We start from the raw sequence: 22,128 nt of genomic DNA, 5'->3' as shown, positions 1-22,128 counted from the left end.
TAATTATATTTTATATTTCAGCTAACAACTGTACCGGTTAAGTTAAAGGCATTTAAAATCAATCACATAAAATTGCGTTTGATCCGGGTAAATCTCGGCAATCACCTGTTTAAGCTCTTTAAGCGTCATGTTTTCCTGCTGGGCATGTTTTTCCGTTAGCGTATCCAGTGTAATGGTTGAAGTGCCGACAACTTCAATCGTGCAGAAGTAGCCATCATCCTCGAAGCGCCCAACGCGCAGAATATCGCCGGCTTTGAAGTGTGATTCAGACTCATCACGAATGGTGATGGTCTTACGTCCGGCCAGAATGTCATCCTGGAAGCGTTGAAAAAAAGTGATGTCATTTGGCTGCATGTTATTATTCCCTGTAGATGAAGTCTGATGAGTGAGTTTTGCCATTGTGAGTATGTTCTCCCACGCTGCCATCGCCAGTCTCAACAATCTTGAGATGCTGGTCTATAACTATGTCATCAAAAACCGTGACAAAGTCATGTACATGACCATTCGCGAACTGGCCGATGCCGTGGGCGTATCCACAACTACCGTGTTGCGCTTTTGCCGCAAGCTTAAGTGTGAGGGCTACTCAGAATTTCGCGTACGCTTTAAATTATATTTAGAGCAGAATGAACCGCAACAGGTTAATTTTGGCGCCAGCGAGATAATTAGCTTTTTTAAAGGCGTAAACAATGACGAGTTTGATAAACTGCTCGAACAGGCTGTTGATATTATATTATCTTCCGAGCGTATCATATTCGTCGGTGCGGGAACATCAGGGGCGCTTGCAAAATATGGCGCACGTTTTTTCTCCAATGTGGGTAAATTCAGTAACCATATCGACGATCCTTATTTTCCGGTAACCAATGATATGGCCAGAAACGCGCTGGCGATTGTCCTGTCCGTCTCTGGCGAAACAGAGGAAATCCTGCGTTTCGCCAGCCAGTTCAGCCTACACAACTGTAAAGTCCTGTCGATTACCTGCCATGAGCACTCACGACTGGCGAAACTCGCCGACTTTAACCTCTCCTGGCACGTACCACAAACCCGCATTGCGGGGGTCTATGATATTACCACGCAAATTCCTGTTATTTATATTCTGGAATCACTCGGCCGCAAGCTGGCGAAAAGATTAGCGTAAAAAAACAATATGTTTTTTTGATGTAACAAATCACATTTCCGCTATTTTGTTATATCGTGACATTTATCTTTCCTTTGTTAGACTCAAAATCAGATTGTATTAATTTGAGACTGAGCGCAGATGAAAAAACTTACCTTACCAAAAGATTTTTTATGGGGCGGCGCAGTAGCGGCGCATCAGGTTGAAGGCGGCTGGAACAAAAGTGGCAAAGGTCCCAGCATTTGCGACGTACTGACCGGTGGCGCACATGGTGTTCCCCGTGAGATCACTCAAGACATTGTGCCCGGCAAGTACTATCCCAACCATGAAGCTGTCGATTTTTACAGTCATTACAAAGAAGACATCAAGCTGTTTGCTGAAATGGGCTTCAAGTGCTTCCGTACCTCTATCGCATGGACTCGTATCTTCCCGCAAGGTGACGAATCACAACCGAACGAAGAAGGTCTGAAGTTCTACGATGATATGTTCGATGAATTGCTCAAATACAACATCGAGCCGGTTATCACACTTTCCCACTTCGAAATGCCGCTGCATCTGGTTCAACAGTACGGAAGCTGGACCAATCGCAAAGTCGTCGATTTCTTTGTTCGTTTTACTGAAGTTGTCTTTGAGCGCTACAAGCACAAGGTCAAATACTGGATGACCTTTAACGAGATCAACAACCAGCGCAACTGGCGCGCACCGCTATTTGGTTATTGCTGTTCCGGTGTAGTGTATACCGAACATGAAAACCCGGAAGAAACCATGTACCAGGTGCTGCATCACCAGTTCGTGGCCAGCGCTCTGGCAGTGAAAGCCGCACGCCGCATCAACCCCGAAATGAAAGTCGGTTGCATGCTGGCGATGGTACCGCTGTATCCGTTCTCCTGTAAGCCTGAGGATGTCATGTTCGCGCAGGAATCTATGCGTGAGCGCTATGTTTTCACCGACGTTCAACTGCGCGGCTACTATCCATCATATGTACTGAACGAGTGGGAACGCCGCGAATTCAACATCCGAATGGAAGCCGGAGATGAGCAAATCCTGCGTGAAGGGACCTGCGATTATCTCGGCTTTAGCTATTACATGACTAACGCAGTAAAAGCAGATGGTGGTAGCGGCGATGCAATCTCGGGTTTTGAAGGCAGTGTGCCAAACCCACACGTAAAGGCCTCCGACTGGGGCTGGCAGGTAGATCCAGTTGGGCTGCGCTATGCATTATGCGAACTGTACGAGCGTTATCAGAAACCGCTGTTTATCGTCGAAAACGGTTTTGGCGCCTACGATAAAGTAGAAGAAGACGGTAGCATCAACGATGACTATCGTATCGACTATCTGCGTGCTCATGTCGAAGAGATGATGAAAGCAGTAACGTATGATGGCGTGGATCTGATGGGCTACACACCGTGGGGCTGCATCGACTGCGTATCATTCACCACCGGCCAGTACAGCAAACGATATGGCTTTATCTATGTGAATAAACACGACGATGGCACCGGCGATATGTCGCGTTCGCGCAAGAGAAGTTTTAACTGGTACAAAGAAGTGATTGCCAGCAACGGCGAGAAACGTTGATTTTTGCCGGATGGCGGCGTAAGCATCTTATCCGGCCTACAGGTTATGCTCCCGTAGGCCGGATAAGCGCAGCGCCATCCGGCAATTAAATGCCTACTTCCCGCCCGCCAGCTCCAGAAAACTGCCCGTCACGTAAGAGGCCTTTTCGCTCAACAACCAAACTATCGCCTGCGCGACCTCTTCCGGCTGTCCGCCTCGCTGCATCGGCAACATGGATTTCACGCGTTCAACCCTTCCTGGCTCTCCACCTGACGCATGCATCTCAGTGTAGATAAGACCCGGTCGTACGCAGTTTACACGAATCCCCTGTGCCGCCACTTCCAGCGCCAGTCCGGTCGTTAACGAATCCACAGCGCCTTTCGATGCGGCATAATCAACATATTCGAAAGGCGCGCCAAGTCTTGATGCTGCTGAAGAAACATTCACAATCGCCCCGCCTTGCCCCCCGTGCTTAAACGACATCCGTTTTACCGCTTCCCGACAACACAGAAAATAGCCAGTCACATTGGTTGCCAGGACACGATTGATTCGCTCAGCCGTTAGGTTCTCCACCGTGCTCTGCTCAAACAAGATCCCAGCATTATTGACCAGTGCAGCCAATGGTTCGCCTTCGCGGTCAATAGCATCGAACATCGCCACCACCTGACTCTCATCACTGATATCCGCACGCAGAATAAACGCGCGCCCTCCAGCAGCGATGATGCGATGGACCACCTCCGTTGCTGCGCGAATATTATGATGAAAGTTAACCGCAACCGTGTAGCCCTCTTCTGCCAACTGCAACGCTGTTGCCCGTCCAATACCACGACTGCCGCCAGTAACCAGTGCGATTCCCATGCTTTCCTCCAGATATGAAAAGGCCGGGAGGCGGCTTCGCCTTACCCGGCCTGGAAACGGCTTTACTACGCGAAAAAGTTACTGATATTCGCTCATCGGTACGCAGGAGCAGAACAGGTTACGGTCACCGTAAACGTCATCGAGACGCTTCACGGTCGGCCAGTATTTGTTCGCGACACCCGCCGGGAAGACAGCGATTTCGCGGCTATAACCGTGAGTCCACTCAGACACCAGTTCATTCTGGGTATGCGGAGAGTTAACCAGCGGGTTATCTTCCAGCGGCCACTCACCGACTTTCACGCGCTCGATCTCAGCGCGGATAGCCAGCATCGCGTTAATAAAGCGATCCAGTTCTACTTTGCTTTCAGATTCGGTCGGTTCCACCATCAGCGTACCCGCTACCGGGAACGACATGGTTGGCGCGTGGAAACCATAGTCGATCAGACGCTTGGCAATATCCAGTTCGCTGATGCCGGTCTCTTCTTTCAGTGGGCGAATGTCGAGAATACATTCATGCGCCACACGGCCATCACGACCGGTATACAGCACCGGATATGCATCCTTCAGACGGCTGGCAATGTAGTTGGCATTTAGAATAGCCACCTGGCTTGCCTGCTTCAGGCCTTCAGCACCCATCATGCGGATGTACATCCAACTGATTGGCAGAATAGATGCACTACCGAACGGGGCCGCAGAAACTGCGCCCTGACGGGTGAGCATCCCTTCAATCTGTACCACACTGTGGCCCGGCACGAACGGTGCCAGATGCGATTTAACGCCAATCGGTCCCATACCTGGGCCGCCGCCGCCGTGCGGAATGCAGAACGTTTTATGCAGGTTGAGGTGCGATACATCTGCGCCGATAAAGCCTGGCGAAGTGATACCAACCTGGGCGTTCATGTTCGCGCCATCAAGGTAAACCTGACCGCCAAACTGATGCACAATTTCACATACTTCACGGATGGTTTCTTCATATACGCCGTGCGTAGACGGATAGGTGACCATGATGCAAGAGAGGTTTTCACCCGCCTGTGCCGCTTTTTCGCGCAGATCGCCAAGATCGATGTTACCGTTCTTATCACACGCAACAACGACGACCTGCATACCTGCCATTTGAGCAGAGGCCGGGTTGGTACCATGTGCAGAAGCCGGGATCAGGCAGATATCACGATGACCTTCATTACGGCTTTCGTGATAATGACGAATTGCCAGCAGGCCAGCATATTCGCCCTGTGCACCGGAGTTCGGCTGCATGCAGACAGCGTCATAACCGGTCAGTTTTACCAGCCACTCGGAAAGCTGGCCGATCATCTGGTGATAACCTTCTGCCTGTTCTGGCGGGCAGAACGGGTGCAGTTCGGCAAATTCCGGCCAGGTGATTGGAATCATCTCAGCTGCCGCATTAAGCTTCATGGTGCAGGAGCCCAGCGGGATCATCGCCTGGTTCAGCGCCAGATCTTTACGCTCCAGCGAGTGCATGTAGCGCATCATTTCAGTTTCGCTATGGTAGCGATTAAATACCGGATGGCTGAGGATTGCGTCATCACGCAGCATGCTGTCCTGAATAGAACGGCTGTCGAGCGCTACATCTTTATCCAGCGCGTCGATGTTCAGGCCGTGGCTGTCGCCCAGCAGGACGTTGAACAATTGCACAACATTTTCGCGAGTGGTGGTTTCATCGAGGGTGATACCTACTGCGTTATGAATATCGCTGCGCAAGTTGATTTCAGCCGCTTCAGCACGCGCCAGTACGGCCGCTTTATCAGCCACTTCTACACACAAGGTGTCGAAGTAATGCGCATGCCGCAGCTTCAGTCCTTTCTGTTGCAGACCTGCCGCCAGAATATCGGCCAGGCGGTGGATGCGGTTTGCGATGCGTTTCAGGCCTACCGGACCATGATAAACGGCATACAAGCTGGCGATGTTGGCCAGCAGTACCTGCGAGGTACAAATGTTGGAGTTCGCTTTCTCGCGACGGATATGCTGTTCACGAGTCTGCATCGCCATACGCAGTGCGGTATTGCCCGCCGCATCTTTCGATACGCCGATAATACGGCCAGGCATAGAGCGTTTGAATTCATCTTTAGCAGCAAAGAACGCTGCGTGCGGACCACCGTATCCCATCGGTACGCCGAAACGCTGTGCAGAGCCGAACACAATGTCTGCGCCCTGTTTACCCGGGGCGGTCAGCAGAACCAGCGCCATAAAATCGGCAGCAACGCTGACCACGACCTTACGGGATTTCAACTCAGCAATCAGTTTGCTGTAGTCGTGCACTTCACCGGTAGTACCAACCTGCTGTAACAGCACGCCGAACACATCCTGGTGATCCAGTGCTTTTTCCGCATCATCGACGATAACGTCAAAACCGAAGGTTTGTGCACGGGTACGCACGACATCCAGGGTTTGCGGATGAACATCAGCAGCGACAAAGAAACGGTTGGCGTTTTTCAGCTTACTGATACGTTTTGCCATCGCCATAGCTTCAGCGGCAGCGGTGGCTTCATCCAGCAGAGATGCGGATGCCATGTCCAGCCCCGTCAGGTCCAGCGTCACCTGCTGGAAGTTCAGCAGCGCTTCCAGACGGCCCTGAGAAACTTCTGGCTGATACGGCGTGTACGCGGTGTACCAGCCCGGGTTTTCCAGCATGTTGCGCAGGATAACCGGCGGCAACTGCACGGCGGTGTAGCCCATGCCAATGTAGGACGTGAAGCGCTTGTTACGCCCGGCGATGGCTTTTAATTCTGCCAGCGCAGCGTATTCGGTCGCCGCCTCGCCTACCTGCGGCGGGGTTGCGAGCTGAATGTCTTTCGGCACAATCTGGCCGATCAGCGCGTTTAACGACTCGGCGCCTACCGCATTCAGCATCTCTTGCTGCTGCGCGGCGTCCGGTCCGATGTGGCGTTCAATGAAAGCGCCGCTGTTTTCAAGCTGGCTTAACGTCTGTGTCATGGGCGATGGTTCCTGAAACGTGCAGTGAATCGTGATTGTCTCTGTCTACGTGCCCGGTGGCGCTAGCGCTTACCGGGCCTACGCATGCTTTGTAGGCCGGATAAGCGCAGCGCCATCCGGCAAAAGCGTATTTACTCGTCTTCTAACAAAGCTTCATATGCGGTCGCATCCAGCAGTGATTCAATCTCACTTTCATCGCTGGCTTTGATTTTGAAGATCCAGCCGCCGGTATACGGCTCGCTGTTAACCAGCTCCGGAGAGTCGCTGAGTGCATCATTAACCGCAACAATCTCACCGCCGACTGGCGCATAAATATCAGATGCCGCTTTTACGGATTCCGCAACGGCGCAGTCATCACCCGCGCTAACGGTCGTGCCAACGTCAGGCAGATCAACGAAAACCATGTCGCCCAGCAGCTCCTGAGCGTGTTCGGTGATACCAACGGTGTAAGAACCGTCAGCTTCTTTGCGCAGCCATTCGTGTTCTTTGCTGTATTTCAGTTCTGCAGGTACGTTGCTCATCAATCAATCTCCAAAAAAGGATGAATTACGCGACGGCTTTGCCGTTACGCACAAAAATAGGTTTAGTGACTTTAACTGGCATTTCGCGGTTACGAATTTGCACAATCGCCGTTTCGCCGATACCTGCCGGAACGCGTGCCAGCGCGATGCTGTAGCCCAACGTTGGGGAGAAGGTTCCGCTGGTGATGATGCCTTCATGCTGGTTGCCCGACGCATCAGTAAAACGCACTGGCAGTTCATTGCGCAGCACACCTTTCTCCGTCATGACCAGGCCGACCAGTTGCTCGTGGCCTTTTTCGCGCTGCATTTCCAGCGCTTCACGACCAATAAAGTCGCGATCGGTCGGTTCCCACGCGATAGTCCAGCCCATATTGGCTGCCAGCGGGGAGATACCCTCATCCATCTCCTGACCATACAGGTTCATACCGGCTTCTAAACGCAGCGTATCACGCGCGCCCAGACCGCAAGGCTGAACACCGGCTTCGACCAGCGCACGCCAGAAATCCGCAGCCTTTTCATTCGGCATGGCAATTTCATATCCCGCTTCACCGGTATAACCCGTGGTCGCGATAAACAAATCACCCGCCTGAACGCCGAAGAACGGTTTCATACCTTCAACAGCATGGCGTTGTTCGTCAGTAAACAACGTGGCAGCTTTTGCCTGCGCGTTTGGTCCCTGCACCGCGATCAGCGACAGGTCATCACGAACAGTGATGTCGATGGCGTAAGGTTCAGCGTGTTGGGTAATCCAGGAGAGGTCTTTTTCGCGGGTGGCGGAGTTTACAACGAGGCGGAAGAAATCTTCAGTGAAGTAGTAGACAATCAGGTCATCTATCACGCCGCCCGAAGCATTGAGCATACCGGAGTAAAGGGCTTTACCTGTCTTCGTTAGCTTCGCGACGTCGTTTGCCAGCAGATAGCGCAAGAACTCCCGGGTGCGGCTGCCGCGCAGGTCGACGATGGTCATGTGCGACACATCAAACATACCGGCATCGGTGCGGACAGCATGGTGCTCATCGAGCTGAGAACCGTAATGCAGTGGCATCATCCAGCCATGGAAATCAACCATGCGCGCGCCACATAGCGTGTGTTGTTCGTACAAAGGAGTCTGTTGAGCCATCTTTTCCTCGTTGAATAAGCGGGGCTATCAACTCTTTCGTGGTGAAATCTTCGCCACGAAACCCAGCACCACAGCCGCTCCAGGGGCTGCGACGCAAACGTTCTCTTTGTCCTGAACTTACCACCGAAACAGACGCTAAACCATAAGGCAAAATTAACCATCACATTAGCTTATGACTAAAAATGGCCAGATCTCCGACAGCATAAAAAACCAGTTAAATGCCATTATGTCAGAACAATAGGCGAAGATAAGTGAAGCTGAGCCGCATCAATCCATATTAAATGTGGAAAAAATGTCAAAAATGGCGTTATGAAAAAAACGTAATATTAAAAAAACTAATGCGAAAAAAGGCGTGGAATTAGATTATTTCAAATGAGAGAGTCATCCCGGCGCGTACGCCGGGAGAGGAAAGTGTGACGGGTTTCAAACTCTTAAGATTGTCCTTACGGACACTCGCGTAGCCACTCAGGAAGATCGTTCAGCCCCATCGCCTGGCGGATGAGTTGTGGTTTTACGCCCGGGAGGGTATCGGCCAGTTTCAGACCAATATCACGCAGTAATTTCTTCGCCGGATTTTCCCCGGCAAACAGTTCACGGAACCCCTGCATTCCAGCCAGCATCAGCGCAGCACTGTGCTTGCGGCTACGCTCATAACGGCGCAGATAGAGGTACTGGCCGATGTCTTTCCCCTGACGTTGCAGGCGCTTAAGTTCATCAATCAACTCCGCTGCATCCATAAAACCGAGGTTCACCCCCTGCCCTGCCAGCGGATGGATGGTATGCGCCGCATCCCCTACCAGGGCCATACGATGGGCGGCAAACTGGCGGGCATAGCGTCCCGTCAGCGGAAACGTCTGGCGTTCGCTTTCAAGCTGGCATAACCCCAGACGATTATCGAAAGCGATATTCAGAGCCTGATTGAAATCATCTGCACTTGCCTGCTGCATACGTTCAGCGTCCTGCGGCGAGAGAGACCAGACAATAGAGCACAAATGTGGGTCGCTAAGCGGCAGGAACGCCAGGATACCTTCGCCATGAAACGCCTGACGCGCAACCGCGCCATGGGCTTCTTGCGTGCGGATCGTCGCCACCAGCGCATGATGACGGTAATCCCAGAACGTCAGCGGAATATCCGCTTTGTTGCGCAGCCACGAGTTTGCACCGTCAGCACCAATCACCAGACGGGCGGTCAGCATGGAGCCATCTTTCAGCGTCAGGAACGCCTCATTCTCTCCCCAGGCCACCTGCTGTAACTCAGCCGGTGCCATCAGCGAGATATCTGCTGAACGCTGTGCTTTTTGCCACAGTGCGTAGTGAATCACCGAGTTTTCAACGATATGCCCCAAATGGCTGTAACCCATACTCTGGTCATCAAATTCAATGCGTCCAAAGCTGTCTTTATCCCAGACTTCCATGCCGTGGTAGCAGCAAGCGCGACGGGCAACAATATCCGACCATACGCCAAGGCGCGTCAGCAGTTTTTCACTGGCCGCGTTAATTGCCGACACGCGAAGCTGAGGGGGTGCATCCGCCGCCAACGGCTGCGGAACATGTTGTTCTAACACAGCAACGCGTAATCCGCTGCCCTGTAGACCGCAGGCAACCGCCAGTCCCACCATGCCGCCACCAACAATTGCTACATCAACACTTTGCACTGTTTGCTCCTGAAAATAGGACAATCAAAAACCGTAGGCCGGATAAGGCAAAGCCGCCATCCGTCATCCATTCCGCTACATTGCCTGATGGCACTGCGCTTATCAGGCCTACTTCTTTAATTCGGCCTACAGGTCATATTTATCGCGCAACCCAACCGAGGGTCCGCTCCGCCAACGCATCGCGCGCGGGTGTGAATAATTCCATCGCCATCAGTCCGGCGTTACGCCCAACGACCAGCGGAGCCCAGCGATTGGCGAACAGATACACCAGACTGTTGGTGACACCAATCGTCGCCTCGCGATCGCGCTGACGACGCTGTTGATAACGCGAAAGCACCGCATAATCGCCCACATCTTCGGCATCATCCTGGGCCTGAGTCAGCGTTTCGGCAAGACTCATGACATCACGAAGCCCAAGGTTAAAACCTTGTCCGGCAATCGGATGCAGCGTCTGCGCCGCATTACCTACCAGCACCGTACGATGGGTAATCGCTTTCAGCGCGGTTGTTAAAGACAGCGGGTAAGCGCTGCGTTTACCTGCCTGAGTAATACGCCCCAGCCGCCAGCCAAATGCGCGTTGCAGTTCGCGGCAAAACTGTTCATCTGACCAGGACATGATCTCTTCACGCTTCTCCAGCGGATGGCACCACACCAGCGAGCATCGCCCCTCCGCCATTGGCAGCATGGCCAGCGGACCATGCGGCGTGAAACGCTCGTAGGCACGTCCGTCGTGAGGAACGGAAGTCGTGACGTTAGCAATGACGGCCAGTTGTTCATACGGCTGTTGCTGCCAGTCAACCCCACAGGCTGTCGCCAACGCAGAGCGCGTGCCATCTGCAGCCACCAGCAGATGCCCCGTAATCATTTCGCCATTTTCCAGTGTAACATCAACACGTTCTTGCGTGCGCGACACGCTGGCAACACGAGCGGGACAGTGCAATGTGACACCCGGCGCTTTACGCAGCAGCGCAAACAGACGTAGCCCCACATCGTGCAGTTCTACCACCTGACCGAGCGCTGAAATATGGTATTCCTGTGCATCCAGTGTTACGAATCCGGCATGCCCACGGTCACTGACGTGTACCGTTTTGATTGCCGTTGCGCAATCAGCAATTGCCTGCCACACGCCAATTCGCGCCAGCTGTTGGCTGGTTCCTGCCGCCAGCGCAATTGCCCGGGCGTCAAATCCCGGGTGGCGATCGGTTTCAGGTTCGCTCGCTTCTATCAGATGAACAGGCAGCGTCCCATGGCTCAGCGCTGAAATGGCCAGCGCCAGCGTCGCGCCGACCATGCCGCCACCGACGATAATCACGCTCATTGCAGTCGCGCCGCAGCCATCAGGGCTTCAATGTCATCCGCCTTCTTGACCACTCCGGCGGTCAGATTTTCATTACCGTCTTCGGTAATAAGGATGTCATCTTCAATACGAATGCCGATACCGCGGTAAGCAGGAGGGACATCGGCATCCGGAGCGATATACAACCCTGGCTCAACCGTGAGTACCATTCCCGGCTCCAGGACACGCGAACGGTCCTGACCATAAACACCGACGTCATGAACATCCAGACCCAGCCAGTGGCTGAGACCATGCATAAAGAAAGGTCGGTGCGCATTCTCGGTAATCAACTGATCGACTTCACCGTGCAGGATACCAAGCTTCACCAGGCCGGTAATCATGATGCGCACCACTTCGCCAGTCACCTCCTGAATGGAAGTCCCTGGACGATACAGACGCAGGCTGGTTTCTAACGACTCCAGTACGATGTCGTAGACCTCACGCTGGGCTGGTGTAAATTTGCCGTTAACCGGGAAGGTACGCGTGATATCGCCCGCGTAGCCTTTGTATTCACATCCAGCATCAATCAGCACCAGGTCGCCATCACGCATTTCACTTTCGTTTTCGGTGTAATGCAGGATACAGCCGTTTGCGCCGCTGCCAACGATGGTGTTATAGGATGGGTAACGCGCACCATGACGGGTGAATTCGTGATGAATTTCCCCTTCCAGGTGGTACTCAAACATCCCCGGACGGCATTTTTCCATCGCCCGGGTATGCGCCAGGGCGGTAATTTCCCCAGCCCGGCGCATAACAGCAATCTCTTCTGCCGATTTAAACAGGCGCATCTCATGCACCATCGGACGCCAGTCGATAATTGCTGCAGGCGCATGCAGATTTTGCCGGGAACCTTTACGCAGCTTATCCAGCGCCGTACTGACTATCTCGTCGGCCCAGGCATATTCACCCTGCGCGTGATACACCGCGTCCAGGCCATTGAGCAACAGGTGCAGCTGTTGGTTGATTTCGCTGAAGGCCAGCGCCCGGTCAACGCCCAGTTTTGCCGGGGCTGCATCCTGGCCCAGACGGCGGCCAAACCAGATCTCTGCAGTCAGGTCGCGAACCCGGTTGAACAAAACGCTGTGGTTATGAGTGTCATCACTTTTAATCAGCACCAGCACGGCTTCAGGTTCGTTAAAACCGGTGAAGTACCAGAAATCACTGCTTTGGCGGTACGGGTATTCACTGTCCGCGCTGCGTGTCGCTTCGGGTGCCGCGAAAATTAGCGCGGCGCTGCCAGGCTGCATTTGCGCCAATAATGCCTGGCGACGACGCTGGAATTCTTGCTGAGATATCTCGCTCATCACACTCTCCTTTGCGTTTCGTTCTTAGTGCAGAGTCGGTTTACGGACTTCCGGTGCGGTCGGTTGCTGACGCGTGAATGTGTCATGGCACAGCAATGCAGCAACACGCACATATTCGATGATCTCTTCGAGTGACATTTCCAGCTCTTCCTGATCTTCGTCTTCGTCATAGCCCAACTGGGCGATATTACGCAGATCATCGATCGCTTCGCCGGTTTCACCGGTCACTTTGTCGAGCTTCGGTTGTGTCACACCGAGGCCCAGCAAAAAGTGGTTTACCCAGCCAGCCAACGCATCAGCGCGATCGAACACGCTAACGTCATCGCCTTCAGGCAGATAAAGCTGAAAAAGGAAGCCATCATCTTCCAGCGCATCGCTGGTGGCAGAGTGCATTTTCAGCAGAGCCTGAGCCAGCTCGTGACCGAAAGCCAGACCTTCGTTCGTCAGGTCGTGCAACAGCGGCTGCCATGAGCTGTCGTTGTTGCCACCGCAAATCATCCCGCTGATCAAACCGTGCATTTCAGCGGGGGTCAATCCGGCCCCTTGTTGGTTCAAAAACTGGCTAACTTCGTTGTAACCAGGCATTTCGTTCTGTATAGACATAAGCATTCGTCATCAAAGGGAGGATATTCATGATATGCTACCACTTTGGACCCTGGTGGACCAGAAAAGGGCTTGTATCTTGATACCAGGGTAGCTATAGTGTCGCCCCTTCGCGGACCCACGGTCTGGAGACGAAGGCAGCGCAGTCAATCAGCAGGAAGGTGGCATGTCTGCACAACCCGTCGATATCCAAATATTTGGCCGTTCACTGCGAGTGAATTGCCCGCCTGAACAAAGGGATGCGTTGAATCAGGCTGCGGACGATCTGAATCAGCGATTGCAAGATCTGAAAGTTCGCACTAGAGTCACAAATACTGAGCAGCTGGTTTTCATCGCCGCGTTGAACATCAGCTATGAATTAACTCAGGAAAAAGCGAAGACGCGTGATTACGCGGCGAGCATGGAACAACGTATTCGGATGCTACAACAGACCATCGAACAAGCGTTGCTTGATCAGGGTCGCATAACCGAAAAAACGGGCCAAAACTTTGAATAACACTTTTCGGTTTACTGTGGTAGAGTGACCGTGAAGACAAAATTTCTCTGAGATGTTTGCAAGCGGGCCAGTCCCCTGAGCCGATATTTCATACCACAAGAATGTGGCGCTCCACGGTTGGTGAGCATGCTCGGCCCGTCCGAGAAGCCTTAAAACTGTGACGACGCATTCACCTTGAACCAAGGGTTCAAGGGTTACAGCCTGCGGCGGCATCTCGGAGATTCCCTTCTACCTGGCAACAGCCATGACACTACTTTCTGAACTTCCTTTATCCCGGCAAGAAATACGTCAACTCATTCGGCAACGCCGCCGTGCATTAACGCCCGATCAACAAAGAGATTTCGGCCAGCAAGCCGCGACCAGAATGCTGAGTTTTCCCCCTGTTGTACTCGCTCATACCGTGGCGGTGTTTCTTTCTTTTGATGGCGAACTCGATACCCAACCGTTGATCGAACAGCTCTGGCGGGCTGGCAAGCGCGTCTATCTCCCGGTTCTTCATCCCTTCAGCCCCGGTAATTTACTGTTCCTGCACTATCATCCTCAGAGTGAGCTGGTCACCAATCGCTTAAAGATCCAGGAACCACGCCTTGATGTACGCGACGTATTGCCGCTGTCGCAGCTGGATGTGCTAATTACGCCGCTAGTCGCGTTTGATGAAGACGGGCAAAGACTGGGCATGGGCGGCGGTTTTTACGATCGGACGCTACAAAACTGGCAGCAGCATCAGATCCAACCCGTAGGCTACGCGCACGATTGTCAGCGAGTGGAAAAATTGCCTGTCGAAGAGTGGGATATCCCGCTGCCTGCGGTGGTGACGCCATCCAAAATTTGGGCGTGGTAACCGTTTTTTGCCGATTGACAGCGCCGTTTTTTTGACCTAAATTCCTCGGTGAAGGGTGAGGGAGGCGAACCTCCCTCCTGCGTACTCTCTGTTAATATGCTGGGCAAGCGATGATTAACAGGATTAGCAGCATGATGACGACTCTCATCATCGTCCCTTTCCTTTTTAGAGCCCCTGCTTCGGTAGGGGCTTTCCCGTTTCAGCGCGATGCTGAGCCCCTATCGTAAATTTCTTTTAGTGCTGTACAACACGCAGCACTGCCTTTAGTTGCCAATTGCGGCAAGGCTCGAAAACAGAATGTATGCGTTACAGGAAGAGATGTTGAGGCAGGGAAATCAGAGGAAAGATGGGCAGGTCATCGCCTGCCCATATAGAGGAAATCAGTACAGCAGACGAGCGCGAATGGTTCCCGGCAGGGCTTTCATCGCCAGCAGCGCTTTCTCCGCCACATCTTCATCCGCTTCAATATCGATAACCACGTAACCTACCTGCGCGGACGTCTGCAGATACTGCGCGGCAATGTTGACGCCCTGCTCGGCAAAAATCTGGTTTAGCGCGGTCAGTACGCCTGGGCGGTTTTCGTGAATGTGCATCAGACGACGACCACCGTGCAGCGGCAGCGAAACTTCCGGGAAGTTAACGGCAGACAGCGTAGAGCCATTGTCGGAATACTTCGTCAGTTTACCCGCCACTTCCAGGCCGATGTTTTCCTGCGCTTCCAGCGTGGAACCACCGATATGCGGCGTCAGGATCACGTTATCAAAATCACACAGCGGCGAGGTGAACGGATCGCTGTTAGATGCAGGCTCCGTTGGGAAGACATCGATTGCCGCTCCCGCCAGATGTTTCGTTGCCAGCGCATCACACAGCGCAGGGATATCGACAACCGTACCGCGTGCAGCGTTGATCAGCAGTGCGCCTGGTTTCATCAGCGCAATCTCATGCGCGCCCATCAGATTTTTGGTGGAGGCGTTTTCCGGCACGTGGAGGCTGACTACATCGCTCATATTCAGTAGGTCGGAAAGATGCTGTACCTGCGTGGCGTTGCCCAGCGGCAGTTTATTTTCAATATCATAGAAATAAACGTGCATCCCCAGCGATTCCGCCAGAATGCCCAGCTGAGTACCAATGTGGCCGTAGCCGATAATCCCCAGTTTTTTGCCACGCGCTTCAAAAGAGCCGGTAGCCAGTTTATTCCACACGCCGCGGTGCGCTTTGGCGTTCGCTTCCGGCACGCCGCGTAGCAGTAGCAGAAGTTCGCCAATCACCAGTTCGGCAACGGAACGTGTGTTAGAGAATGGCGCGTTAAACACGGGGATCCCGCGTTTTGCCGCCGCGCTCAGATCAACCTGATTGGTGCCAATGCAGAAGCAGCCAATCGCGACCAGTTTCTCTGCGGCGTCAATCACATCTTCAGTCAGATGGGTTCGGGATCGCAGGCCAATGAAGTGGGCATCACGGATGGACTCTTTCAGCTGTTCAGTGTCCAGAGCGCCTTTATGAAACTCAATGTTGGTATAACCTGCTGCACGAAGGTTTTCGAGTGCTTTTTGGTGCACACCTTCAACCAGCAGAAATTTAATCTTATCTTTCTCCAGTGATACCTTTGCCATTTCCCGACCCTGTCTTTTTTTGTTCAAACTGATGTGTTGTGTGTGGGATTTTCATCCTCCTCTTCAACATATCAAAAAATAATATTGCGGCAATATGAACGTTTGCGTCGTCATGCTGAGGAAATGTCATTCAGCGGGAATTGTCAGAGGAAAATACTGGCGATAACTTTTTCTTTGGAGGGATCGGCAGGACAATATTATAAACGTGACACAAGTCACCAAATTTGCCCTGCCAAAATTTTTTTAACAGGAGAAGACTCTCCCGTCAGATCATTTTACGATAGTTTTCACGCCGTCCGGTGTGCCAATCAGCGCCACATCGGCACCACGATTGGCGAACAGACCCACGGTTACAACGCCCGGAATCGCATTGATGGCGTTTTCCATGGCCACGGCGTCAAGGATCTCCAGGCCGTGCACATCAAGGATAACGTTACCATTGTCAGTGACCACACCCTGACGATATTCAGGACGACCGCCCAACTTCACCAGCTGACGTGCGACTGCGCTACGCGCCATTGGGATCACTTCCACCGGCAGCGGGAAGTTGCCAAGAATATCGACTTCTTTGGACGCGTCCGCGATGCAGATAAATTTCTTCGCCACGGAAGCAATGATCTTTTCACGCGTCAGCGCTGCGCCGCCGCCTTTGATCATCTGCATATGTCCGTTGATTTCATCCGCGCCATCAACGTATACGCCAAGGCTGTCCACTTCGTTAAGATCGAATACGTGGATACCGAGGCTTTTCAGTTTTTCAGTCGAGGCATCCGAGCTGGACACTGCGCCTTCAATCTGACCTTTCATTGTGCCCAGCGCATCAATAAAGTGTGCGGCTGTTGAACCGGTACCTACGCCCACAATGGTGCCGGGCTGTACATACTGAAGTGCCGCCCATCCTACTGCTTTTTTCAGTTCATCCTGCGTCATGATCGTTTCGCCTGTGGTGTGAATATGGTGGGAAAATTCACGCGCATTATAGAACATTGTGCAGAAAAATGTTCCCACACCCGCAAGCTGGCGGCGGATTTCGTCTTTACCCAACCTAAAATTGTGTCATAGTGCAGAACAAGCAAAAATTTCAGGAGTGCGTCAGAGCAATGAAACGTCCGGACTACAGAACACTACAAGCACTGGATGCGGTTATTCGTGAACGAGGATTTGAGCGCGCAGCGCAAAAGCTGTGCATCACGCAATCCGCGGTTTCACAGCGCATAAAACAGCTTGAGAATATGTTCGGACAACCGCTGCTGGTGCGTACCGTCCCCCCGCGCCCTACCGAACAAGGACAAAAACTTCTGGCCCTGTTGCGCCAGGTTGAACTGCTGGAAGATGAGTGGCTGGGTGATGAACAAACCGGATCCACGCCACTGCTGCTCTCGCTGGCAGTGAACGCCGACAGCCTGGCAACCTGGTTACTTCCGGCGCTGGCGCCGGTACTGGCCAATTCACCGATTCGTCTGAACCTGCAGGTTGAAGATGAAACCCGGACCCAGGAACGTCTGCGCCGGGGTGAAGTTGTGGGTGCGGTGAGTATTCAGCATCAGGCGCTGCCAAGCTGCCTGGTGGATAAGCTCGGTGCGCTCGACTATCTTTTTGTTGGCTCCAAAGCGTTTGCCGAACGCTACTTCCCTAATGGTGTTACCCGCTCCGCCCTGCTGAAAGCACCAGCAGTGGCTTTTGACCACCTCGACGATATGCACCAGGCCTTCCTGCAGCAGAACTTCGATTTGCCGCCGGGTAGTGTGCCATGCCACATCGTTAACTCATCCGAAGCCTTCGTTCAGCTGGCGCGTCAGGGCACGACCTGTTGTATGATCCCTCACCTGCAAATTGAAAAAGAGCTGGAAAGCGGTGAGCTTATCGACTTAACGCCGGGCCTGTTCCAGCGCCGGATGCTCTACTGGCATCGCTTTGCGCCGGAAAGCCGCATGATGCGCAACGTCACCGACGCTCTGCTGGCTTACGGTCACAACGTACTGCGCCAGGATTAAACTGTTTATAGCCTCTGAGTGCCGGATGGCGGCGTAACGCCTTATCCGGCCTCCCCCTCTTACCGCTTTTTCATGTTATTCATGCCACGTCTTTGAAATACATCACAAAACCAAACACACCATGCGGCAAAAAACGACGCCCTGTTGGCTATTTTTTGCTGGCGACAAGCTGACGGAAAAAGCTCACCGTATTCGTAAAGATTCAACTTATTGCGTAATACGGAGCAAAAAATGGCAAACGTACAGGAGTGGCAAACACTCGCCAATAAAGAACTCAGTCGCCGGGAAAAAACCGTCGAATCTCTGGAAAGACAAACGGCGGAAGGGATTGCCATCAAGCCGCTGTATACCGAGGCCGATCTCGATAATCTGGAAGTAACAGGTACTCTCCCCGGCCTGCCGCCTTACGTGCGCGGTCCGCGAGCCACCATGTATACCGCGCAGCCGTGGACCATTCGCCAGTACGCCGGTTTCTCAACTGCTAAAGAGTCGAATGCGTTTTATCGCCGCAACCTCGCTGCCGGACAAAAGGGGCTCTCCGTCGCGTTTGATCTTGCCACTCATCGTGGCTATGACTCTGACAACCCTCGCGTGGCGGGTGACGTCGGCAAAGCGGGCGTAGCGATCGATACCGTCGAAGATATGAAGATACTATTCGACCAGATCCCGCTGGATAAGATGTCGGTATCAATGACCATGAACGGCGCAGTGCTGCCGGTACTGGCGTTTTACATCGTCGCTGCAGAAGAACAAGGCGTAACGCCGGAACAGCTCACCGGGACCATTCAGAACGATATTCTGAAAGAATACCTGTGTCGCAACACCTACATTTACCCACCGAAACCCTCAATGCGCATTATCGCCGACATCATCGCCTGGTGTTCTGGCAACATGCCACGCTTTAATACCATCAGTATCAGCGGCTACCACATGGGCGAAGCCGGCGCGAACTGCGTGCAACAGGTGGCCTTTACGCTGGCAGACGGTATTGAGTACATCAAAGCTGCACTCTCTGCAGGATTGAAAATTGATGACTTTGCCCCGCGCCTGTCATTCTTCTTCGGCATCGGCATGGATCTGTTCATGAATGTCGCCATGTTGCGCGCAGCGCGTTATTTGTGGAGCGAAGCGGTCAGCAGTTTTGGCGCGACCAACCCAAAATCTCTCGCTCTGCGAACCCACTGTCAGACATCCGGCTGGAGCCTGACCGAGCAGGACCCGTACAACAACGTCATTCGCACCACCATCGAAGCACTCGGTGCTACACTCGGCGGTACGCAGTCTTTGCATACCAACGCCTTTGATGAAGCGCTCGGTCTGCCCACTGATTTCTCCGCGCGCATTGCGCGCAATACGCAGATCATCATTCAGGAAGAATCGGAGATCTGCCGCACCGTCGATCCGCTGGCCGGATCGTATTATGTCGAGTCACTCACCGATCACATCGTTAAGCAGGCACGCACGATCATTAAACAGATCGATGAAGTCGGCGGCATGGCGAAAGCGATCGAAGCCGGGTTGCCGAAACGGATGATCGAAGAAGCCTCGGCACGTGAGCAATCGCTGATCGACCAGGGCAAGCGCGTCATCGTTGGCGTGAACAAGTACAAGCTGGATAAAGAAGACGAGACGTCGGTGCTGGAGATCGACAACGTGAAGGTGCGTAACGAGCAGATTGCTTCGTTGCAGCATATCCGCGCAACGCGTGACAATGATGCCGTCAACGCCGCGCTAACGGCGCTGACCCACGCCGCACAGCACAATGAAAACCTGTTGGCCGCGGCGATTAACGCCGCCCGTGTTCGCGCCACGCTCGGTGAGATCTCCGACGCGCTGGAGGTTGCTTTTGACCGCTATCTGGTTCCCAGCCAGTGCGTTACCGGCGTGATTGCGCAAAGCTATCACCAGTCTGATAAATCCGCCGATGAGTTTGACGCTATCGTTGCGCAAACTGAGCAATTTCTGGCTGAGCATGGCCGTCGCCCGCGCATTCTAATCGCCAAGATGGGCCAGGACGGCCACGATCGCGGCGCGAAGGTGATCGCCAGCGCCTACTCCGATCTCGGATTCGATGTTGATCTCAGCCCGATGTTCTCCACACCGGAAGAGATCGCCCGCCTGGCCGTAGAAAACGATGTGCATGTGATTGGTGCATCATCACTGGCAGCAGGTCATAAAACGCTAATCCCGGAACTGGTCACCGCGCTCAAAAACTGGGGGCGCGAAGATATTTGCGTGGTCGCGGGAGGGGTTATCCCGCCGCAGGATTACGCCTTCCTGCATGAGCGTGGCGTCGCTGCCATTTATGGCCCAGGTACGCCGATGCTCGATAGCGTCCGCGATGTGTTAACCCGCATTAGCCAACATCATGATTAACGCCGCCACGCTTGAGGATACCGTCCGGCGCCTGCGCCTGGGTGAGCGCGCCACGCTCGCGCAGGCGATGACGCTGGTCGAAAGTAGCCACCCGCGCCACCAGTCCCTGAGTACGCAATTACTGGACGCCATTATGCCGTTCACCGGTCATGCCCTGCGTCTGGGGATTACCGGTACGCCAGGCGCGGGCAAAAGTACCTTTCTGGAAGCGTTCGGTATGCTGCTCATCCGCCACGGATTACGGGTGGCAGTTATTGCAGTCGATCCCAGCAGCCCGGTTAGCGGCGGCAGCATTCTTGGCGATAAAACCAGGATGACCGAGCTTGCCCGCGCCGAATCCGCGTTCATTCGCCCGGTGCCTTCCGGCGGGCATTTAGGCGGTGCCAGTCAGCGCGCGCGTGAGTTAATGCTACTGTGCGAAGCGGCGGGCTTTGACGTGGTGATTGTGGAAACCGTCGGCGTCGGGCAGTCCGAAACCGAAGTGGCCCGGATGGTTGATTGTTTTATCTCGTTGCAGATTGCCGGTGGCGGTGACGATTTGCAGGGCATCAAAAAAGGCCTGATGGAGGTGGCGGATCTGATCGTCATCAACAAGGACGACGGTGATAACCGTAACCAGGTTGCCATCGCACGCCATATGTACGAATCCGCCCTGCACATTCTGCGCCGCAAGTATGACGAGTGGCAGCCGCAGGTTCTGACCTGTAGTGCGCTCGAAAAGCGAGGCATCGAGGAAATCTGGCAGACGATAACCGACTTCAAAACGCGTCTTACCACCAGCGGTCGGCTGGAAAAAGTGCGTCAACAACAGGCAGTTGAGTGGATACAGAAACAAGCTGAAGAAGAAGCGCTGCATCTGCTGTTTGCCTGTGCGGACTTCGACCACTACTTCCAGCAAACGCTACAGTCCGTGAAAAACAATGATCTTTCGCCGCGCACCGGGCTGCGACACATCAGCGAATTTATCCAGCATCATTACTTTGAATAAAGAGAACATTATGTCTTATCAATACGTCAACGTTGTCATCATCCAGAAAGTCGCGGTCATTGAATTCAACTATGCCCGCAAGCTCAATGCCCTGAGCAAAGTATTTATCGACGATCTGATACAGGCGCTGAGCGATCTCAATCGTCCGGAAATTCGCTGCATTATTCTGCGCGCACCAAGCGGGGCAAAAGTGTTCTCTGCCGGGCATGACATTCATGAACTCCCAACCGGACGTCGCGATCCCCTCTCTTATGACGATCCGCTGCGTCAGATAACCCGCATGATCCAAAAATATCCGAAACCCGTGATCTCCATGGTTGAAGGCAGCGTCTGGGGGGGGGCATTTGAAATGATCATGAGCTCCGATCTGATTATCTCCGCTGAAACGTCCACCTTTTCGATGACGCCAGTCAACCTTGGTGTGCCCTATAACCTGGTGGGCATCCACAACCTGACCCGTGATGCAGGCTTTCACATCGTGAAAGAGCTGATTTTTACCGCCTCGCCCATTACAGCACAACGCGCCATGGCCGTTGGGATCCTTAACCATGTCGTCCCTGTCGACGAACTGGAAGATTTCACTTTGCAAATGGCGCACCACATCTCAGAAAAAGCGCCGCTGGCGATCGCCGTTATCAAAGAAGAGCTACGCGTGCTGGGTGAAGCGCACACCATGAATTCCGATGAGTTCGAGCGTATTCAGGGCATGCGCCGCGCGGTGTACGACAGCGAGGATTATCAGGAAGGGATGAACGCGTTTATGGAAAAACGTAAACCGAATTTTGTCGGCCACTAATTGCGGT

At 53.4% G+C, this 22,128-nt stretch carries 19 protein-coding genes and 1 other RNA gene; 9 read left to right on the top strand and 11 right to left on the bottom strand.

What is annotated here, in order from left to right; translation table 11 throughout:
• Window positions 1-42 precede the first annotated feature (42 nt).
• Window positions 43-354: a N(4)-acetylcytidine aminohydrolase gene (gene yqfB / locus NNN64_RS09540; protein WP_271441222.1), complete on the bottom strand. Its 312-nt coding sequence runs from the start codon at window positions 352-354 to the stop codon at window positions 43-45.
• Between the two features lie 52 nt (window positions 355-406).
• Here yqfB and NNN64_RS09535 point away from each other — a divergent pair, with 52 nt between their 5' ends.
• A complete protein-coding gene (locus NNN64_RS09535) occupies window positions 407-1,135 on the top strand; it encodes a MurR/RpiR family transcriptional regulator (RefSeq protein ID WP_271441223.1) in 729 nt (242 codons plus the stop codon).
• 120 nt (window positions 1,136-1,255) lie between these two features.
• Entirely contained in the window at window positions 1,256-2,689 is a 1,434-nt protein-coding gene (gene bglA / locus NNN64_RS09530; protein ID WP_271441221.1) for a 6-phospho-beta-glucosidase BglA, read from the top strand.
• Window positions 2,690-2,782: 93 nt separating this feature from the next.
• On the opposite strand, the gene NNN64_RS09525 is transcribed toward bglA, so the two are convergent.
• The 8 genes from NNN64_RS09525 to NNN64_RS09490 all read right to left on the bottom strand — a co-directional run bounded on the left by NNN64_RS09525 (window position 2,783) and on the right by NNN64_RS09490 (window position 13,017).
• Complete coding sequence (locus NNN64_RS09525; RefSeq protein WP_271441220.1) at window positions 2,783-3,526, bottom strand: SDR family oxidoreductase; 744 nt, start codon at window positions 3,524-3,526, stop codon at window positions 2,783-2,785.
• 78 nt (window positions 3,527-3,604) lie between these two features.
• Window positions 3,605-6,478: an aminomethyl-transferring glycine dehydrogenase gene (gcvP, locus tag NNN64_RS09520; protein ID WP_271441219.1), complete on the bottom strand. Its 2,874-nt coding sequence runs from the start codon at window positions 6,476-6,478 to the stop codon at window positions 3,605-3,607.
• A 131-nt stretch (window positions 6,479-6,609) separates the two neighbouring features.
• Complete coding sequence (gcvH, locus tag NNN64_RS09515; RefSeq protein ID WP_271441218.1) at window positions 6,610-6,999, bottom strand: glycine cleavage system protein GcvH; 390 nt, start codon at window positions 6,997-6,999, stop codon at window positions 6,610-6,612.
• A 25-nt stretch (window positions 7,000-7,024) separates the two neighbouring features.
• The gene (gene gcvT, locus NNN64_RS09510; RefSeq protein ID WP_271441217.1) at window positions 7,025-8,119 is read right to left on the bottom strand and encodes a glycine cleavage system aminomethyltransferase GcvT; all 1,095 of its coding nucleotides are present in this window, start codon (window positions 8,117-8,119) and stop codon (window positions 7,025-7,027) included.
• Between the two features lie 443 nt (window positions 8,120-8,562).
• A complete protein-coding gene (gene ubiI / locus NNN64_RS09505) occupies window positions 8,563-9,774 on the bottom strand; it encodes an FAD-dependent 2-octaprenylphenol hydroxylase (RefSeq protein WP_271441216.1) in 1,212 nt (403 codons plus the stop codon).
• Between the two features lie 139 nt (window positions 9,775-9,913).
• Window positions 9,914-11,092, bottom strand: coding sequence for a 2-octaprenyl-6-methoxyphenyl hydroxylase (ubiH, locus tag NNN64_RS09500; RefSeq protein WP_271441215.1), 1,179 nt, complete (start codon window positions 11,090-11,092; stop codon window positions 9,914-9,916).
• Window positions 11,089-12,414, bottom strand: a complete 1,326-nt coding sequence (gene pepP / locus NNN64_RS09495) for a Xaa-Pro aminopeptidase (RefSeq protein ID WP_271441214.1) — start codon at window positions 12,412-12,414, stop codon at window positions 11,089-11,091. The genes ubiH and pepP overlap by 4 nt, the downstream gene beginning before the upstream one ends.
• Window positions 12,415-12,438: 24 nt before the next feature.
• The gene (locus NNN64_RS09490) at window positions 12,439-13,017 is read right to left on the bottom strand and encodes a YecA/YgfB family protein (protein WP_003026978.1); all 579 of its coding nucleotides are present in this window, start codon (window positions 13,015-13,017) and stop codon (window positions 12,439-12,441) included.
• 166 nt (window positions 13,018-13,183) lie between these two features.
• On the opposite strand from NNN64_RS09490, the gene zapA reads away from it, so the two are divergent.
• The 3 genes from zapA (at window position 13,184) to NNN64_RS09475 (ending at window position 14,354) form a co-directional block, all read left to right on the top strand.
• The gene (gene zapA / locus NNN64_RS09485) at window positions 13,184-13,513 is read left to right on the top strand and encodes a cell division protein ZapA (protein ID WP_006686880.1); all 330 of its coding nucleotides are present in this window, start codon (window positions 13,184-13,186) and stop codon (window positions 13,511-13,513) included.
• A gap of 41 nt (window positions 13,514-13,554) precedes the next feature.
• Window positions 13,555-13,738, top strand: a non-coding RNA gene (gene ssrS / locus NNN64_RS09480) — 6S RNA.
• Window positions 13,739-13,757: 19 nt separating this feature from the next.
• Window positions 13,758-14,354, top strand: a complete 597-nt coding sequence (locus NNN64_RS09475) for a 5-formyltetrahydrofolate cyclo-ligase (RefSeq protein WP_271441213.1) — start codon at window positions 13,758-13,760, stop codon at window positions 14,352-14,354.
• 380 nt (window positions 14,355-14,734) lie between these two features.
• On the opposite strand, the gene serA is transcribed toward NNN64_RS09475, so the two are convergent.
• The gene (serA, locus tag NNN64_RS09470; RefSeq protein ID WP_137382644.1) at window positions 14,735-15,967 is read right to left on the bottom strand and encodes a phosphoglycerate dehydrogenase; all 1,233 of its coding nucleotides are present in this window, start codon (window positions 15,965-15,967) and stop codon (window positions 14,735-14,737) included.
• A 270-nt stretch (window positions 15,968-16,237) separates the two neighbouring features.
• A complete protein-coding gene (gene rpiA, locus NNN64_RS09465) occupies window positions 16,238-16,897 on the bottom strand; it encodes a ribose-5-phosphate isomerase RpiA (protein ID WP_003026986.1) in 660 nt (219 codons plus the stop codon).
• A gap of 170 nt (window positions 16,898-17,067) precedes the next feature.
• Here rpiA and argP point away from each other — a divergent pair, with 170 nt between their 5' ends.
• From argP to scpB, 4 genes are all read left to right on the top strand, one after another.
• Window positions 17,068-17,961 carry a DNA-binding transcriptional regulator ArgP gene (argP, locus tag NNN64_RS09460; RefSeq protein ID WP_032940465.1) on the top strand — a complete coding sequence of 298 codons (894 nt, stop codon included), beginning with the start codon at window positions 17,068-17,070 and terminating at the stop codon, window positions 17,959-17,961.
• A gap of 231 nt (window positions 17,962-18,192) precedes the next feature.
• Window positions 18,193-20,337, top strand: a complete 2,145-nt coding sequence (gene scpA, locus NNN64_RS09455) for a methylmalonyl-CoA mutase (RefSeq protein WP_271441212.1) — start codon at window positions 18,193-18,195, stop codon at window positions 20,335-20,337.
• A complete protein-coding gene (meaB, locus tag NNN64_RS09450; RefSeq protein ID WP_271441211.1) occupies window positions 20,330-21,325 on the top strand; it encodes a methylmalonyl Co-A mutase-associated GTPase MeaB in 996 nt (331 codons plus the stop codon). The genes scpA and meaB overlap by 8 nt, the downstream gene beginning before the upstream one ends.
• Window positions 21,326-21,335: 10 nt before the next feature.
• Entirely contained in the window at window positions 21,336-22,121 is a 786-nt protein-coding gene (scpB, locus tag NNN64_RS09445) for a methylmalonyl-CoA decarboxylase (RefSeq protein WP_137382640.1), read from the top strand.
• The last annotated feature ends 7 nt before the right edge of the window (window positions 22,122-22,128 follow it).

The sequence above is a fragment of the Citrobacter sp. Igbk 14 genome (assembly GCF_028069825.1).
In the GTDB taxonomy this organism is placed as follows: Bacteria; Pseudomonadota; Gammaproteobacteria; order Enterobacterales; family Enterobacteriaceae; genus Citrobacter.
This window is presented reverse-complemented; position numbering and strand designations above follow the sequence as displayed.